Below are 16,244 nucleotides of genomic sequence, written 5' to 3'. Positions count from 1 at the left end.
GGTCACTTCCGGGAGGCGGTACGTGAGGTGGGGCGGCGTCCGCCGACGGCGGCCAGGACGAGCAGCAGCAGCCAGGTGACCAGCAGGCTGAGCACCGAGACGGCCACCGACAGTTGGGCCTGCGAGCCGCTGACCGTGACGATCCACACCGCGAAGGGCTGGAAGCCCAGCAGCTGTGCGACGGTGAACTCGCCGAGCACCAGGGCGAGGGTGAGGAAGGAGGCGTTGAGCAGCGCCCCGCGCAGGTTCGGCAGCACCACCCGGACCAGCGCGGCCGGCCAGTTCGCCCCGCAGGACCGGGCGGCCTCGACGAGGGTGCGGACGTCCACCGCCCGCAGCCCGGCGTCCAGGGCCCGGAACACGAAGGGCAGCGCCATCACGACGTAGGTGAGCACCAGGACGACCGGGAAGGCCGGGTTCTGGATGGCCACGAAGGTCTGGAAGAACGGCGTGCTGGCCAGGTGCTCGGGGCCCCAGCGCAGCACACTGCTGACGCCGGCGACCAGCGCGATCGGCGGCACCACCAGCGGCAGCGAGCAGATCACCTCGACCAGCGGGCGCAGCCGGGGCGCGGACAGACGCAGCGCGACCATGGCGGGGACCATCAGCAGCAGGACGACCACGATGGTGGCGGCCGCGAGCTCCAGGGAGAGCAGCAGGCTGGAGGTGAAGCCCTCCGCCTTGAGGATCTGCCCGTACGCGTCGAAGGTGACGCCCTTGCCGGGGACGTCCACGGTGAAGAGCACCGAGGCGGCCAGCGGCACCAGGAAGTAGAGGGCGGCACCGGCGAGGACGACACCGCGCCAGGGCCGGATCCGTGTGCCCGTCAGACCAGCCATCGCGCGCTCCGTCGTTGCAGGGGCAGGTAGACCGCCATGACCAGGCCGGCGACGACGATCATGTCGAGGCTCAGGGCGAGCGCCACGTTCTCCTGTCCGACCAGGACGTTGCCGGAGATGGCGTCGGCGATCTGCAGGGTGATCAGCGGCACGGAACTGCCGACCATCGCCGCGGCGGTGGCGTAGGCGGCGAAGGCGCTGCCGAAGAGCAGGACCAGGCCGCCGAGGAGCGAGGGGGCCAGCACGGGCAGGGCGACGTGCCGCCAGTACTGGCCGGCGGTGGCGCCGTTGTTCTGGGCGGCCTCGCGCCACTGGACGCGCAGCCCCTCCAGCGCCGGGGTCACGGTGAGCACCATGAGGGGGATGAGGAAGTAGAGGTAGACGATGACCAGACCCCAGAAGCTGTAGAGGCTCCAGCCGTGTTCGTCGAGACCCAGGTGGCGGGTGAGGACACCGGCGTTGCCCAGGGTCGCCACGAAGGCGAAGGCCAGCGGCACCCCGCCGAAGTTGGCGAGCACGCCGGACGCGGTCAGCACGGCTTCGCGCAGCGCGCGGAACCGCGAGGTCACCACGGCCTGGGCGAGCAGCAGCCCGAGCACCGCGCCGATGGCGGCGGAGAGCCCGGAGAGCTTCACGCTGCCCCACAGGGCGGTCAGGTAGGCGCCCTGCAGGGAGGCCGTCAGGTTGGCCGTGGTGTACGAGGAGGTCCCGCTCGCGGGGTCCTTGACGGTGAAGGCGCCGTTGACCATGGCGACCGCGGGGGCCCCGAAGCTGATCGCCACGAAGACGAGCAGCGGGAGCACCGCGAGCCAGCCGGCCGGGCGCCGCCGCGCCGGGGCGGTGGCCCCGGCGGCGGCGACGACGGGCGCCGTGGTGGCGGTCATCGGGTCGGTCATCCGGAGACGGCCTTGCCCCAGCCCTGGGCCAGGACTTCCTTGGCCTTGTTCTGCTGGTCGTCCGTCGGGAAGGACGGGGTGCCGGCGACCGGGGGGAGCTTGGCGGCGGCGGTCTTGTCCAGGGTGCCGGCCTTGTCCATGGCGGGCATCAGGACGGGGCGGGCGAAGCCGGCGAGCCACAGGTTCTGGCCCTCGGCGCTGTAGAGGTACTCCTGCCACAGGCGGGCGGCCGCCGGGTGCGGGGCGTCCTTGTTGATCGCCTGCGCGTAGTACTGGGCGTACTGGCCGTCGCTCGGGACGGAGACCTTCCAGTCCACGCCCTTGCTGGCGAACTCCTCGGCGTAGCCGGCGTTGAGGTAGTCCCAGTCGATGCTGATCGGGGTCTCACCCTTCTCGACCGTGGCCGGGGTGGACTCGACGGGGTTGTAGTTGCCGTTCTTCTTCAGCTTGCCGAAGAAGTCGATGCCGGGCTGGATGTCGTCGAAGGAGCCGCCGTTGGCCAGCGCCGCCGCGTAGACGCCGCCGAACGCGGAGCCGGACTTGGTCGGGTTGCCGTTCATCGCGACCTGGCCCTTGTACTCGGGCTTGAGGAGGTCGGCGAAGGTGGTCGGGCAGTTCTTGACGCGCTTGGCGTCGCAGCCGATGGAGACGTAGCCGCCGTAGTCGTTGTACCAGCGGGCCTGGGCGTCCTTCTGGGCGGCCGGGATGTCGTCGTAGGAGGCGACCTTGTAGGAGGCGAACAGGCCCTGCTGGGCACCGCTGATCGCGAAGGACGCGCCGAGGTCGAGGACGTCGGGGGCGCGGTCCTGGCCCTTGCGGGAGGTGACGGCGTTGATCTCGTCCTGGCTGGCGGCGTCCGGGGTCTCGTTCTGGATCTTGATCCCGTACTTCTTGGTGAAGCCGTCGATCAGCGCGCCGTAGTTGGCCCAGTCGCGGGGCAGGGCGATCGCGTTGAGCGTGCCCTCCTTCTTGGCGGCGGCGACCAGGGCGTCCATGCCGCCGAACTCCTCGGCGGAGGTCGCGGTGGCCGCGCTCTTGCCGTTCTTGCCGTCGGCGGCGGTCTGCGTGGTGGGGGCCGAGCCGCAGGCGCTGAGAGCCAGCGCGGTCACGGCGAGGCCGGCGGCGAGTGCGGCCGCCTTCGGGAGGGACGCGGGCACGGAGGTCTCCTGGAGGGAAGTGGGTCCTGAAAGGCAGGGAGGTCGGGGAGCGCTTCAACTTGTCCGAACAAGTTGGCCTTCAGTAGGCCGTGCGTCAATGGCCTTTCCGTAAACGGCGGGAAAACCCCGGCGAGCCTGCAGAGGGCAGTCGTCCCTTTTCGGCCAGGGGCCTCGCGAGGGGCCCGGAAAGCGGCCGACCCCTTCGCGCGATCGGCGGCAAGCTCGTCTACGCTGGGCAAAGTTGTGCGCAGACGGTGCATGAACGGAAGGGGACGCGGTGGCGGCGCGGCACGAGGAGATCGCCGAGGAGCTCCGGCGGGCCATCGACGACGAGGAGTACACGGTCGGTGCCCTGCTCCCCCCGGAGACCGAACTGGCCGCCCGGTACGGCGTCTCCCGCGGCACGGTGCGCCAGGCGGTCGCCGCGCTGACCGCGGAGGGGCTGATCGGCTCCCGCCAGGGGGCCCGCCGTGTCGTGCTGGCCAGCCGGCGCAGCCAGAGCTTCGCGGAACTGCGCAGCTTCGCGCAGTGGGCGCGGGCCATGGGCCGTGCCGCCTCCGGCACCGTGGTCCGCACCGAGACCCGGCCGGCCACCGCGGAGGACGCCACGCGCCTGCACCTGCGCGCGGGCACGGACGTGCTGTACGTGCTGCGGGTACGCGGACTCGACGGCGAGCGCGTCCTGGTGGAGCGCACGGTCTACGCCGACTGGATCGCCCCCGCGGTGCTGCGCATAGAGCCCGACTGCGAGTCCGTCACCCAGCGGCTCTACGACGACATGGGCCTGGTCTTCGCCTACGGCGAGCACCTGATCGACGCGGTCGCGGCCGGGACCCGGGACAGCGAACTGCTGGGCGTGCGGCGGGGCAGCCCGCTGCTGCGGGTGCGCCGGGTGACCACCACGCAGAAGGGCCGGCCGGTGGAGTGGTCGGACGACCGCTACCGCTCGGACGCGGTCAACTTCAGCATCCACAACTCGATCGGGTCCAACCCGCTGGCCCGCCAGGCCGGTCCCGGGCTCAGGGAGCCGTACGCGGCACCGTGAGGGTGACCCGCAGCCCGTGCGGCTCGTTCGGGGCGTAGGCGATGCTGCCGCCGCCCTGGGTCAGCAGCACCCGCGCGATGGACAGCCCGAGGCCCGAGCCGTCCACGTTCTGGTGCCGCGGGCTGCGCCAGAAGCGGTCGCCGATCCGGGCGAGCTCGTCCTCGGTGAGGCCCGGGCCGCCGTCGGCGACGGTGACGTCGATGGCGCCGGGGCGGCCCCGCAGCGCAGTGGTGACGGTCACGCCCTCACCTTCCGGCGTGAACTTCACGGCGTTGTCGATCACCGCGTCGAGGGCGCTGGACAGCGCCACCGGGTCCGCCCAGCCGGTCACGGCGGCGGCGCCGGCGTAGGAGAGTTCCACGCCGTCGCGCTCGGCGACCGGCCGCCACGCCTCGACGCGTTCCGCGGCGAGGGCGGCGATGTCGGTGAGGGCGAGGTTGGCCTCCGCGTGCTCGGCGGTGGCCAGGCCCAGCAGGTCGTCCAGGACCGAGGCGAGGCGCTTGCCCTCCTCCCGGACCGAGGCGATCTCCTCGTGCCCGTCGGGCAGTTCCAGGCCGAGCAGCTCGATCCGCAGCAGCAGCGCGGACAGCGGGTTGCGCAGCTGGTGGGAGGCGTCGGCGACGAAGGCCCGCTGCTGGTCGAGGACTTCCTCGACGTTGTCGGCCATCTCGTTGAACGACCGGGCCAGGCGGCGCAGTTCCGGCGGCCCGCCGGAGACCGCCACGCGGGACTTCATCCGGCCGGTGGCGATGTCGTGGGTGACCCGGTCCAGCACCCGGACGGGGCGCAGCACCCAGCCGGTGAGCCGGAACGAGGCCATGACGGCCACGATCATGGCGGCCAGTTCACCGGCCGCGAGCAGCAGCCAGCCGCGCAGGATGCGCGAGCGCATCGCGCCGGTCGGCGAGTCGGTGAGCACCACCGCGACGACGTCGCCGTCCCGGACGACCGGGGAGGCGACCGGCAGGGAGCGGTGCTGCCAGGGCCAGATCTGCTTGGGGTCGTGGCTGCGCCGCCCGGCGAGTGCCTCGCTGTACGCGTTGTACGCCTCACCGCCGGTGGGCAGCGTCCAGCCGGCCGGGGCCGAGGTGACCGGCTTGCCGTCGCGGTCGAAGACGCCGGCCCTGATGCCGTACACCTCGTGGTACTGCAGCATCTCGGCCCGCAGCGTGCTCTCCCGTTCGCCGCCGCCGTCGGTGCTGACGTACTGCGCGAGCGCGGCGAAGCGCGCGGTGTCGTCGATGCGGTCGACGACGACCCGCTGCTGCTGGGTGGCGGCCAGGCTGGCGGCGAGCGGGAAGCCGAGGGCCAGCAGCACACCGGCCATCAGCACGATGAGCAGCGGCAGCAGCCGGGCATGCACGGGGGAACGGCCTCCTAGCCGGAGGGGACGACGAGGCGGTAGCCGACCCCGCGGACGGTCTCGATCAGGGAGGGCAGACGCAGTTTGGACCGCAGGGACGCCACGTGCACCTCGAGGGTGCGCCCGGTCCCCTCCCAACTCGTCCGCCACACCTCGCTGATGATCTGCTCACGGCGGAAGACCACCCCGGGCCGCTGCGCGAGCATCGCGAGCAGGTCGAACTCCTTGCGGGTCAGCGCCACGGGCTCGTCGCCGACCGTCACCTTGCGGGTGGCCGGCTCCACCCGGACCGGGCCGAGCACGATCACGTCGGACGTCTCCGCGCCCTCCGCCTCCGGACCCGCGGGCGCCTCCTGCGCCTTGCGGCGGCAGACGGCGTGGATGCGGGCGAGCAGCTCCCCGGTGTCGTACGGCTTCACCACGTAGTCGTCGGCGCCGAGGTTGAGTCCGTGGATCCGGGACCGCACGTCGGCACGGGCGGTCACCATGATCACGGGGATGGCGGTGCGGAGCCGGATGCGGCTGCACACCTCGAAGCCGTCCTGGTCGGGCAGGCCGAGGTCCAGCAGGACCACGTCGAAGCCGGGCCCGTGGTCGGGCAGCAGCGCGTGCAGCGCCTCCTCGCCGCTGCGGGCGTGGGTGACCTGCAGCCCGTGCTTGGCCAGTACGGCCGACAACGCGGCGGCGACCCGGTGGTCGTCCTCCACGAGCAGCAGTCTCATCCGTTCACCTCCCGCGACCCGGCGCTCGACGTCCTTCGCCTTCATGCTCCACCATCGAATACACGCCGATGGGCCACGTGCGCGTCAAGCGCCGCCCGGCCCTGTGTGGCGACTGTTACGGAGCCGGTACGCTGCACAACCGGCCGGGCTCACCCACAGTGCCGGATTTGTTCCAGCCGGTGACCGGATCGTGATGCTCAAGTTCCCCTCAGATGTGCTGACTCCGTTTGCCCGGCGTCAATAGGGTGATCGCCAAGGTCTGGTCAACCGACGAGGATGGAGCACACGCCGATGACCGAAGTGCCGGTGACCGAGGACGCCGTGACGGCGCCCGACGACCTGGTCGTACTGAAGGACGTGAACAAGCACTTCGGCGCGCTGCACGTGCTCCAGGACATCAACCTCACGATCGGCCGCGGCGAGGTGGTGGTCGTCATCGGCCCCTCGGGGTCGGGCAAGTCGACGCTGTGCCGCGCGGTCAACCGCCTGGAGACGATCGACTCGGGCCTGATCACGATCGACGGGAAGCCGCTGCCCCAGGAGGGCAGGGAGCTGGCCCGGCTGCGCGCCGACGTCGGCATGGTCTTCCAGTCCTTCAACCTCTTCGCGCACAAGACGGTCCTGGAGAACGTCACGCTCGGCCAGGTCAAGGTGCGCAAGGCAGGGAAGAAGGCCGCCGAGGACCGCGCCCGCGCCCTGCTGGACCGGGTGGGCGTGGGCAGCCAGGCGGACAAGTACCCGGCCCAGCTCTCCGGAGGCCAGCAGCAGCGCGTGGCGATCGCCCGCGCACTGGCGATGGAGCCGAAGGTCATGCTCTTCGACGAGCCGACCTCGGCGCTCGACCCGGAGATGATCAACGAGGTGCTGGAGGTCATGCAGCAGCTCGCACGCGACGGGATGACGATGGTGGTCGTCACCCACGAGATGGGCTTCGCCCGCTCCGCCGCCAACCGCGTCGTCTTCATGGCGGACGGGCGGATCGTCGAGCAGGCGACGCCCGACCAGTTCTTCAGCAACCCCCGGAGCGACCGGGCCAAGGACTTCCTCTCGAAGATCCTTCACCACTGAGACCGACACCGACGGTTCTGCGACCCTAAGGATGATCACCATGAGGTTCCGTACCACTGCCGCCGCCGGTCTGGCCGTCCTGGCCCTCACCGCGACCGCCACCGCGTGCGGCAAGGAGGGCTCGCCCTCCTCCTCGAGCACCCCCGACAAGAGCGGCTCCAGCAGCGCGGCCGCCGCCGAGCTGCCCACCTACACCGTCAAGACCGGGGTGGACCTGGCCGGGTCCAAGACCTGGGACCGGGTCAAGAAGAACGGCAAGCTCGTCGTCGGTGTCAAGGCCGACCAGCCGAACCTGGGCTACCAGGACCCGGGCAGCAAGAAGTACTCCGGCTTCGACATCGAGATCGCCAAGATGATCGCCGCCGACCTCGGCTTCGACGAGAGCAAGATCGAGTTCAAGACGATCCAGTCGGCCAACCGCGAGACCGCCCTGTCCGGTGGCCAGGTCGACTACTACGTCGGCACGTACACGATCAACGACGAGCGCAAGAAGTCCGTCTCCTTCGCCGGCCCGTACTTCGTCGCGGGCCAGGACCTCCTGGTCAAGAAGGGCAGCAACATCAAGAGCACGGACGACCTCAAGGGCAAGAAGGTCTGCTCGGCGACCGGCTCCACCTCCATCCAGCGCATCAAGGACGGCGGCTACGGCGCCGAGCCGGTCGAGTACGACTCGTACTCCCTGTGCGTGCAGAACCTCGCCTCCGGCCAGGTGGACGCGGTGACCACGGACGACGCCATCCTCAAGGGCTACGCCGCCCAGGACCCGGCCAACCTCGAGGTCGTCGGCAAGCCGTTCTCCGAGGAGCCCTACGGCGTCGGCCTGGCCAAGGACGACAAGGTCTTCCAGGACGCCCTCACCAACGCCCTGAAGAACCACGAGGACAACGGCGACTGGAAGAAGGCGTACGACGCCACGCTCGGCAAGTCCGGCGTGAGCGCCGAGATCCCGCAGCTCCAGTCCTGAAGCGGCCGGGACCCGGCCTGACCCGGGTCCCGTCCTCCCTCCCCGGCACGGCCCGAGCCTGATGCGCCGGCGGCCAGGAGCGGCCGTCGGCGCGCCCCTTTCGGAGAATCGATGAACGTACTGCTGGACAACTTCGCGCTCTTCCGCGAGGGGTTCCTCGGCACGGTGGAGCTGACCGCGCTCAGCGGGGCGATCGCCCTGGTGCTCGGGGTGATCATGGCCGCGTTCCGGGTGTCCCCGGTGCCGCCGCTGCGCGCCTTCGGCACGGTCTGGGTGACACTGCTGCGCAACACCCCGCTGACCCTGCTCTTCTTCATCGCGGTGCTGGTGCTGCCCCGCCTGGGGCTGAACACCTGGAGCTTCTTCCGGCTCGCCGTGCTCGCCCTGAGCTGCTACACCTCGGCGTTCATCTGCGAGGCCGTGCGCTCGGGCATCAACACCGTCCCGCTCGGGCAGGCCGAGGCCGCCCGCAGCCTCGGGATGACCTTCACGCAGACCCTGCGGCTGATCATCCTGCCGCAGGCCACCCGGACCGTGCTGCCGCCCATCGGCAGCCTGCTGATCGCGCTCACCAAGAACTCCGCGATCGCCGGTGGCTTCAGCGTCACCGAGCTGTTCAGCGTGCAGAAGGCGCTCGGTGAGAAGGGCTACAGCATCTTCGCGACCTTCATCTGGGTGGCGATCGCCTACCTCGTCCTCACCCTCCTCATCAGCGCGGTCTTCCGACTGCTCGAGAACCGGCTGGCGGTGGCCCGATGAGCGCGAACGTCCTCTTCGACGCACCCGGCCCCCGGGCCAAGGTCCGCAACCTGGTCGTCGGCGCGGTCGCCGCCCTGGCGATCCTCGCCCTGCTGTGGTTCGTCTACCGGCGGCTCGACGATTCCGGGCAGTTCGCCGCGTACCTCTGGGAGCCCTTCCAGTACACCGACATCCAGCAGCGCATCGTCGACGGCCTGCTCGCCACGCTGAAGGCCTTCGCGCTCTCCGCGGTCTTCTCGCTGTTGCTGGGCGCGGCGCTGGCGGCGGGCCGGCTGTCGGACCACGCCCCGGTGCGCTGGGTGGCGACCGTCGTCGTGGAGTTCTTCCGCGCGATGCCGCTGCTGATCATGATCTTCGCGTTGTACGTGGGCGTCTTCACCTCGGCCCCGCTGTGGGCGCTGGTGATCGGCCTGACCCTCTACAACGGCTCGGTGCAGGCCGAGATCTTCCGGGCCGGCATCAACGCCGTGCCGAAGGGGCAGCGCGAGGCCGCCTACGCCATCGGCCTGCGCAAGACGCAGGTCATGGTCTTCGTGCTCATCCCCCAGGCGGTCCGGGCGATGCTGCCGTCGATCATCAGCCAGCTGGTGGTCACCCTGAAGGACACCTCGCTCGGCTACATCATCACGTACGAGGAGCTGCTCTACACCGGCAACCTCATCGCGAAGAACAGCGCGGGCTTCCCCTTCATCCCGATGATCATCATCGTGGCGCCGATCTACATCCTGATGTGCCTGGCGCTCAGCGCCCTGGCCAACTGGATCGAGCGCCAGGGCCGCCGCAGCCGCAAGGGCGCGCCGCCGAAGGCCGGTGACATCAAGGCGGTGGAGGCCGCGGCGGAGTGACGGTGCGCCAGGCGCACCACGGCGCGGCAGGTGTCGTCACTTGACGCACGCACGCGCAGTAGGTTGCATACGCAATGTGACTGAGCAACTTCCCGGGACCGCGCAGTGGACCCGGTGATCATCGCGGGGGCGGGTCCGGTCGGGCTCGCCCTCGCGCTCTGCCTGGCCCGGCACGACGTGCCGAGCATCGTGCTGGACGAGCACGACCACGCGCCCTCGCTGCCCGCGGAACGCACGGCCGTCCTCAGTTCCGAGACCGCCGGACTGCTGGTCCGGCTGGGGCACCGGCGTCTCTACGAGGCCGGCGCCACCTGGGACGCGTGGCGGACGCTGCGCCGCCGCCAGGAGACCGTCCGGGTGGAGTTCGGCGACCCGGCCTCCGGCGGCCACGGGCCCTCCCCGCTGCACATCGGGCAGGAGCGCCTGGAACACGGACTGCGCGCGGCCCTGGCCGAGCAGGCGCTGGCGCGGATCGTCCCCGGGGCGCGCGTCGACGCCGTCGAGCAGGACGAGCGCGGCGTCAGCGTCCGCACCAAGGGCGCCAACGCCACCTGGTGGCGCGGGAGTCATCTGATCGGCTGCGACGGTCCGCGGTCCACTGTGCGCAAGCTGCTGGGCGTGCGCTTCCCCGGCCGCACGGCGGTCGACCGGCACGCCGTGGCCGCCCTGCGGGTCGCGCTGCCCGACGAGGGCGTGGCACTGCTGCACCGCGAGCCCCCAGGGCCGGGCGCGGGCCCGGAGGTGACGGCCCGTCCGCTGCCGGACGGGGTGTGGCGGCTGGACTGGCTGCTCCCCGCGCGCGGTGAGCCGCTCACCTCCGACGAGCTCGTCTCGCGCATCCGCGGCACCCTCACGGCCTGGTGCGGAAGCGTTCCTCCGTACGAGCTGCTGGGCTCCGCCGAGTACCCGGTGCACCAGCGGCTGGCCCGGCGCTGGCGGGCCGGACGCGTCTTCCTCGCCGGCGACGCGGCGCACCTCATGGGCGCGCTGGGCGCGCAGGGCCTGGAGGAGGGCCTGCGCGACGCCGACAACCTCGCCTGGAAGCTCTCCCTGGCCTGGCACCACGGGGCCTCGGACACCCTGCTCGACAGCTACCAGGCCGAGCGGCGCGGCGCGGTGGGCGCGCGGCTGCGGGCCACCGACCAGGTGCTGCCGCTGCTGCGGGCCAGCGGTGTCTGGCACACCGTGCGGCGTTCCGTGCTGTCGGGCTCCGCCCGGCGGTACGCCGAACTGCTCACCGACGGCCACCTCGGCCGGGGCCCGCTCGGCGCGCCCCCGGTCTACACCCGCTCACCGCTCGCGCTCCCCGCGCCCCGCGGGGCGGGCGCCGCGGCTTCGGCCTCCTCGGCGGCCGCGCCGTCGCCGCTGCTGGGGTCCTGCGCCACTCCCCCGGGCGGTGCGGTGGTCGACGTGCCGGTCACGGCGCTGGACGGTTCGCGGGCGCGTCTGTACGAGCGCCTCGGGCGTGACCTGCTGGTCGTCCTGGTCGCGCCGGGCACCGGCGTCTGGGAGAGCCGCCACTGGCTCACCGCGGGCCTGATGCCGCGGCTGGCCAAGGCGGTGGCGGCGCTGCCCACCCGGGCGGAACTGCTGGTCACGGAGGCCTATCCGGGGTCGACGGCGCACAGCGTGCTGCTGATCCGCCCGGACGGCCACCTGGTGACCGTGATGACCGGCTGCCGTCCGACCGAGCTGTACGCCTACGCCGACCTCGCCCGCGGCGGCCCCCCGAGCCCCGTCCAGGACCGCGTCCCCCACTGACGAGATCACGGGGCCCGGCGGTGGTCCGGAGCGGGCGCACGGCTGTGGCCGCCGGTCCCGTGCGGGCCTTCGGGCGGGGACGCTTCAGCGGGCGAACTCCGTCGCACGGGACTCCCGGACGACCGTGATGCGGATCTGGCCCGGGTAGGTGAGTTCCTCCTCGACCTGCTTGGCCACGTCGTGGGCGATGACCTGCGCCTGGATGTCGTCCACGTCCTCCGGGCGCACCATCACCCGGATCTCGCGTCCGGCCTGCATGGCGAAGACCTTGGCGACGCCCGCGTGCGCGGCGGCGATCTGCTCCAGTCGCTTGAGCCGGCGGACGTAGCTCTCCAGGGACTCGCGCCGTGCGCCGGGACGGCCCCCGGAGATCCCGTCGGCGGCCTGGGTCAGGACCGCCTCGACGGTCCGCGGGTCGACCTCGTTGTGATGGGCCTCGATGGAGTGGACGACGTCCTCGCACTCGCCGTGCCGTCGTGCCAGGTCCGCGCCGATGAGGGCGTGGCTGCCCTCGACCTCGTGGGTGAGGGTCTTGCCGATGTCGTGCAGCAGCGTGCCGCGCTTCGCCACGGCCGGGTCGATGCCGAGCTCGGCGGCCATCATGCCGGCGATGTGGGCGGACTCCAGGAGGTGGCCGAGCACGTTCTGGCCGTAGGAGGTGCGGTAGCGCAACCGTCCGAGCAGCGTGACCAGTTCGGGGTGCATGTCGGTGATGCCGATCTCGGTGAGGGCGTCCTCGCCGTGGCGCACGCACAGTTGCTCGACCTCGGCCTGCTTGCGCTCGTAGACCTCCTCGATGCGGTGCGGGTGGATGCGGCCGTCGGTGACGAGCGCGTCGAGGGCGAGCCGGGCGACCTCGCGGCGCACCGGGTCGAAGCAGGAGAGCAGCACCGCCTCGGGCGTGTCGTCGATGATGAGGTTGACCCCGGTGACGGCCTCGAAGGCACGGATGTTGCGGCCCTCGCGGCCGATGATCCGCCCCTTCATCTCGTCGCCCGGCAGTTGCAGCACCGAGACCACGGACTCGGCGGTCTGCTCGGTGGCCACCCGCTGGATGGCCCCGGCGACGATCCGCCGGGCGCGTTCCTCGCCGCGGTCGCGGGCCGCCCGCTCGATGTCGCGGACGATCACCGCCGCCTCACGCTTGGCCTGTTGCTCGGCGGACCGCACGAGGTCGGCGCGGGCCTCGGCGGCGGTGTAGGCGGCGACGCGCTCCAGGACCTCGCGCCGCTCCTCCTCCAGCCGGTTGAGCTCGGCGCGGCGGCGCTCCAGTTCCTCGCGTTCCTCCGCCAGTTCGCGGCGGCGCCGGTGGAGTTGCTCCGACTCGGCGTCGATGCGGGACTCCCGGTCGGCGAGCCGCTGCTCACGCCGCTCCAAGTCGGCCCGGATCTCGCGGACTTCCTCCTTGGCGGCGGACCGGATCTCCCGGGCCTCACGCTCGGCCGCGGCCCTGAGCTGTTCGCGTTCGGCGCGGAGCCGCTGGAGCAGCACGCCCGCGGTGACGGCGACGACCACGGTGACCGCCACGGCCACGGCCGTAAACACGGATTCGGTCCCCAGCGCGATGCCCATGGCACCAACTCCCGTATCTCTGAGGACGCGATCCCTCACCCGTTGTGAGGCTAGGTCGACTCAGAGGCACGGTCAAGGAACCTCAACGGAGGTTCAGTCGGGCAGGTAGTACTCGAGCGACTCCGGGTCCTCGCCCTCCTCCTCCAGGGCGCGGCGGACCACCCTGAGGGCGAGCCCCTCCGCGTACCCCTTGCGGGCGAGCATCCCGGCGAGCCGGCGGATCCGCTTCTCCCTCTCCAGGCCGCGGGTGGACCGGAGTTTGCGGTCGACGAGGGCGCGGGCCGTCTCCTCCTCCTGCTCCGCGTCGAGCTGCCCCACGGCCTGGCCGATCGCCTCGGCGTCCACCCCCCGGGTGCGCAGTTCCCGGGCGAGGGCACGCCGGGCGAGACCACGGCCGTGGTGCCGGGACTCCACCCAGGCGTTGGCGAACGCCTGGTCGTCGATCAGCCCGACGTCCTCGAACCGCTCCAGCACGTGCTCCGCCGCTTCCTCCGGGATCTCCCGGCGGCGCATGGCGTCGGCGAGCTGCTTGCGGGTGCGAGGGGTCCCGGTGAGCAGACGCAGGCAGAGCGCCTGCGCCTGGTCCACGGGGTCAGGTGGCGGCTCTTGCTCGGCCCTCGACAAGAAAGAGCCGCCACGATCCTTGTGCCCGGACGCCACCGTCAGGCCTTGGCGGCCGCGGCCTTGGTCGCCTTGGCGGCCTTGGGCGCCGGAACGGTCGCGGCCTCGGCCTTGGCCGGGTCGGTCACCGCCGCGGGAGCGACCGCGTCACCGGCGGGCTGCTCGCCCGCGGGCTCGGGCCGGACGCCGATGCCGAGCTTCTCCTTGATCTTCTTCTCGATCTCGTCGGCGAGGTCGGGGTTGTCGCGCAGGAAGTTGCGCGCGTTCTCCTTGCCCTGGCCGAGCTGGTCGCCCTCGTAGGTGTACCAGGCACCGGACTTGCGGATGAAGCCGTGGTCCACGCCCATGTCGATCAGGCCGCCCTCGCGGCTGATGCCCTGGCCGTAGAGGATGTCGAACTCGGCCTGCTTGAACGGCGGCGCGACCTTGTTCTTGACGACCTTGACGCGGGTGCGGTTGCCGACCGCGTCCGTGCCGTCCTTGAGGGTCTCGATGCGGCGGATGTCCAGACGCACGGAGGCGTAGAACTTCAGCGCCCGGCCACCGGTGGTGGTCTCCGGGGAGCCGAACATCACGCCGACCTTCTCGCGGAGCTGGTTGATGAAGATCGCGGTGGTCTTGGACTGGCTGAGCGCACCGGTGATCTTGCGCAGCGCCTGGCTCATCAGACGGGCCTGCAGACCCACGTGGGAGTCGCCCATCTCGCCCTCGATCTCGGCCCGCGGCACGAGGGCCGCCACGGAGTCGATCACGATGAGGTCCAGCGCGCCGGAGCGGATCAGCATGTCGGTGATCTCGAGGGCCTGCTCACCGTTGTCCGGCTGGGACAGCAGCAGGGAGTCCACGTCCACGCCGAGGCGCTTGGCGTAGTCGGGGTCGAGGGCGTGCTCGGCGTCCACGAAGGCGACCTTGCCGCCGGCCCGCTGGGCGTTGGCCACCGCGTGCAGGGTCAGGGTCGTCTTGCCGGAGGACTCCGGGCCGTACACCTCCACCACGCGGCCGCGCGGGAGACCGCCGACGCCGAGCGCGACGTCCAGGGCGGTGGATCCCGTCGAGATGACCTCGATGGGCTCGTTCGGCCGGTCGCCGAGGCGCATGACGGCACCCTTGCCGAACTGCCGTTCAATCTGTGCGAGCGCGGCGTCGAGCGCCTTCTCGCGGTCGGTTCCTGCCATGGGTTCCACCCTGGGTGTCTGAGTCGTTCGCTTCACGTCCATGACGCTACTGCCTGCCACTGACAATGCGTCCCGACGCCGCCCGGGCCTGTGGACAACCCCATGGGAGTCCGTGGAAACCCCTGGGGAACCGGGCCCGCGACATCCATGAGAATGGATGTTCGATTTTCGTGTCAAGCGACCCGCGAACCTCAGGCTCCCCCGTCGCCCGCACCACCCCGGCCGTCCCCACCGTCCCCGCCTTCCCCACCGTCCCCGCCGTCCCGGCGCCACCGCCACCGGAGCAGCTGCCGCCGCTGCGGCCCGTGCGCCCGCGGGTCCGTGACCGCGTACCGCTTCACGTACGCCCCGAGGAAGCCCTGCAGCGTCGCCGTCGCCGGGATCGCCACCAGCGCGCCCACCGCCCCCAGCAGCGCGGTGCCGACGATCACCGACCCGAAGGCCACCGCGGGGTGGATGTCGACGGTGCGCGCGGTGATCCGCGGCTGCAGCACGTAGTTCTCGAACTGCTGGTAGACCACGACGAAGCCCAGCACCCACACCGCGTCCCACGGGTCCTGCGTGAACGCGATCAGCATCGGCAGGGCCCCCGCCAGGTACGTGCCGACCGTCGGCACGAACTGCGAGACCACGCCGACCCAGACCGCCAGCGCCGGCGCGTACGGCACCCCGATGACCACGAACAGCACGTAGTGGGCGACCGCCGAGATCAGCGCCATCAGCGCCCGCGAGTACAGGTAGCCGCCGGTCTTGGCCACCGCGATCTCCCACGCCCGCAGCACCTCGGCCTGCCGGGCCGGCGGCAGCACCGAGCACACCGCGCGGCGCATCCGCGGCCCGTCGGCGGCGAAGTAGAAGGTGAACAGGCCGATCGTCAGCACCTGGAAGACCCCGCCGAGGACCGTCGCCGACAGCCCCCACACGTTGCCCGCCTGCCGCTGCACGTAGTTGCGCAGCCAGTCGGAGTGCAGCACGTTCTCCTGCAGCTTGCCGACGGACAGGTCGGTGCCGAAGGTCTGGTTGACCCACACGACCACGTCGTCGACGTACTCCGGCAGGTTGCGGCCGATCGAGGTGATCTGGTCCACCAGCAGGGAGCCGAGCAGCACCACGAAGATGCCGCCCGCGGCGAGCACGACCAGGAACACCAGCCCGGTCGCCCACCCCCTGCGCATGCCGCGCGCGGCCATCCAGTCCACCGCCGGCTCGATCGCCAGCGCGCCGAAGAAGGCCAGCAGGATGTTCACCAGCAATCCGATGACCTGGTGGAACGCCCAGTTCGCCAGCTGGAAGGCGGCCAGCAGCGCGATCGCCAGCACCATCGCCTTCGGTAGCCAGCGCGGCATCGCCGAACCCCCCGCCCCCTCCCCCGTACCCGTTCCGCTTCCCGGTTCCCCGGGATCCCCCGGCGACCGATGACCCTCGGTCGCCCCGTCTATCGTCTCGTCGCTTCCCGC

Annotated in this window: 14 protein-coding genes and 1 pseudogene; 6 read left to right on the top strand and 9 right to left on the bottom strand. The window is 71.6% G+C overall.

Going from position 1 to position 16,244, the window contains the following annotated elements:
- Window positions 1-2: 2 nt before the first annotated feature.
- The 3 genes from ABZ479_RS29315 to ABZ479_RS29305 are packed head-to-tail and all read right to left on the bottom strand — an operon-like array spanning window position 3 to window position 2,892.
- Complete coding sequence (locus ABZ479_RS29315; RefSeq protein WP_500464357.1) at window positions 3-839, bottom strand: ABC transporter permease; 837 nt, start codon at window positions 837-839, stop codon at window positions 3-5.
- Window positions 827-1,723, bottom strand: a complete 897-nt coding sequence (locus ABZ479_RS29310; protein ID WP_500464383.1) for an ABC transporter permease — start codon at window positions 1,721-1,723, stop codon at window positions 827-829. The genes ABZ479_RS29315 and ABZ479_RS29310 overlap by 13 nt, the downstream gene beginning before the upstream one ends.
- Window positions 1,724-1,731: 8 nt before the next feature.
- Window positions 1,732-2,892, bottom strand: a complete 1,161-nt coding sequence (locus ABZ479_RS29305; RefSeq protein WP_500464356.1) for an ABC transporter substrate-binding protein — start codon at window positions 2,890-2,892, stop codon at window positions 1,732-1,734.
- A 277-nt stretch (window positions 2,893-3,169) separates the two neighbouring features.
- Between ABZ479_RS29305 and ABZ479_RS29300 the strand changes: the two genes are divergently transcribed.
- Complete coding sequence (locus tag ABZ479_RS29300; protein ID WP_500464355.1) at window positions 3,170-3,937, top strand: GntR family transcriptional regulator; 768 nt, start codon at window positions 3,170-3,172, stop codon at window positions 3,935-3,937.
- Here the strand turns inward: ABZ479_RS29300 and ABZ479_RS29295 are convergent.
- Window positions 3,912-5,300, bottom strand: coding sequence for a sensor histidine kinase (locus ABZ479_RS29295; RefSeq protein WP_500464354.1), 1,389 nt, complete (start codon window positions 5,298-5,300; stop codon window positions 3,912-3,914). The two genes, ABZ479_RS29300 and ABZ479_RS29295, sit on opposite strands and share 26 nt — an antisense overlap.
- Window positions 5,301-5,314: 14 nt before the next feature.
- Complete coding sequence (locus ABZ479_RS29290) at window positions 5,315-6,022, bottom strand: response regulator transcription factor (RefSeq protein ID WP_500464382.1); 708 nt, start codon at window positions 6,020-6,022, stop codon at window positions 5,315-5,317.
- 291 nt (window positions 6,023-6,313) lie between these two features.
- Here ABZ479_RS29290 and ABZ479_RS29285 point away from each other — a divergent pair, with 291 nt between their 5' ends.
- The 5 genes from ABZ479_RS29285 to ABZ479_RS29265 all read left to right on the top strand — a co-directional run bounded on the left by ABZ479_RS29285 (window position 6,314) and on the right by ABZ479_RS29265 (window position 11,419).
- The gene (locus ABZ479_RS29285; RefSeq protein ID WP_499601936.1) at window positions 6,314-7,090 is read left to right on the top strand and encodes an amino acid ABC transporter ATP-binding protein; all 777 of its coding nucleotides are present in this window, start codon (window positions 6,314-6,316) and stop codon (window positions 7,088-7,090) included.
- Between the two features lie 40 nt (window positions 7,091-7,130).
- Window positions 7,131-8,054 (top strand): glutamate ABC transporter substrate-binding protein, encoded by a 924-nt coding sequence (locus ABZ479_RS29280; protein ID WP_499601937.1) that lies wholly within the window; start codon window positions 7,131-7,133, stop codon window positions 8,052-8,054.
- A gap of 111 nt (window positions 8,055-8,165) precedes the next feature.
- Complete coding sequence (locus ABZ479_RS29275; RefSeq protein ID WP_500464353.1) at window positions 8,166-8,813, top strand: amino acid ABC transporter permease; 648 nt, start codon at window positions 8,166-8,168, stop codon at window positions 8,811-8,813.
- Window positions 8,810-9,658, top strand: a complete 849-nt coding sequence (locus ABZ479_RS29270; RefSeq protein ID WP_500464352.1) for an amino acid ABC transporter permease — start codon at window positions 8,810-8,812, stop codon at window positions 9,656-9,658. The genes ABZ479_RS29275 and ABZ479_RS29270 overlap by 4 nt, the downstream gene beginning before the upstream one ends.
- 105 nt (window positions 9,659-9,763) lie before the next feature.
- Window positions 9,764-11,419 carry an FAD-dependent monooxygenase gene (locus tag ABZ479_RS29265; RefSeq protein WP_500464351.1) on the top strand — a complete coding sequence of 552 codons (1,656 nt, stop codon included), beginning with the start codon at window positions 9,764-9,766 and terminating at the stop codon, window positions 11,417-11,419.
- 84 nt (window positions 11,420-11,503) lie between these two features.
- Here ABZ479_RS29265 and rny read toward each other — a convergent pair whose 3' ends face one another.
- The 4 genes and pseudogenes from rny to ABZ479_RS29245 form a co-directional block, all read right to left on the bottom strand.
- A complete protein-coding gene (gene rny / locus ABZ479_RS29260) occupies window positions 11,504-12,991 on the bottom strand; it encodes a ribonuclease Y (RefSeq protein ID WP_500464350.1) in 1,488 nt (495 codons plus the stop codon).
- Between the two features lie 93 nt (window positions 12,992-13,084).
- Window positions 13,085-13,744 (bottom strand): annotated as a pseudogene (gene recX, locus ABZ479_RS29255) (recombination regulator RecX); the annotation flags it as partial.
- A complete protein-coding gene (gene recA, locus ABZ479_RS29250) occupies window positions 13,654-14,787 on the bottom strand; it encodes a recombinase RecA (protein WP_500464349.1) in 1,134 nt (377 codons plus the stop codon). The pseudogene recX and the gene recA, both read right to left, overlap by 91 nt.
- Window positions 14,788-14,978: 191 nt before the next feature.
- On the bottom strand, window positions 14,979-16,133 hold the full coding sequence (locus ABZ479_RS29245) for an AI-2E family transporter (protein ID WP_500464348.1): 1,155 nt from the start codon (window positions 16,131-16,133) through the stop codon (window positions 14,979-14,981).
- Between the last annotated feature and the right edge of the window lie 111 nt (window positions 16,134-16,244).

The organism is Streptomyces sp. NPDC005722 (assembly GCF_040630935.1).
Lineage (GTDB): Bacteria > Actinomycetota > Actinomycetes > Streptomycetales > Streptomycetaceae > Actinacidiphila.
This window is presented reverse-complemented; position numbering and strand designations above follow the sequence as displayed.